The organism is Microcystis aeruginosa NIES-4325 (assembly GCF_008974145.1).
Classification (GTDB): Bacteria; Cyanobacteriota; Cyanobacteriia; order Cyanobacteriales; family Microcystaceae; genus Microcystis; species Microcystis aeruginosa_G.
The window spans coordinates 1-244 of record NZ_BJKP01000161.1 but is presented as its reverse complement, the minus strand read 5'-3'; the positions used below and the strand labels follow the sequence as shown (position 1 = coordinate 244).

Sequence of the window (244 nt, the reverse complement as noted above, 5' to 3'; positions counted from 1 at the left end):
TTCAAGATCGAATACAAGAAGACTGGCCCGTTAAACCCGGTCACTGTCTCAACCCCTTTGAACCATTATTCGGTTCCGACATTCCAGAAAGTGAACTAGGCCGGTCTCTCTACGATATGGCTATCAGCATTGAGGAATCGTACGGGTTAGGCGAGTTACTCGACGAGTTACCCGATCTAGTGCTAGGAATCAAGAGAAATCTAACTTCTTGGTATGAAATCGGTTTAATCTCTTGGAAAATCAA

1 pseudogene is annotated in these 244 nt (G+C 44.3%); it reads left to right on the top strand.

Annotation, left to right across the window (positions count from 1 at the left end):
- A pseudogene (locus tag MiAbW_RS19455) lies at positions 1-244 on the top strand (hypothetical protein); the annotation flags it as partial.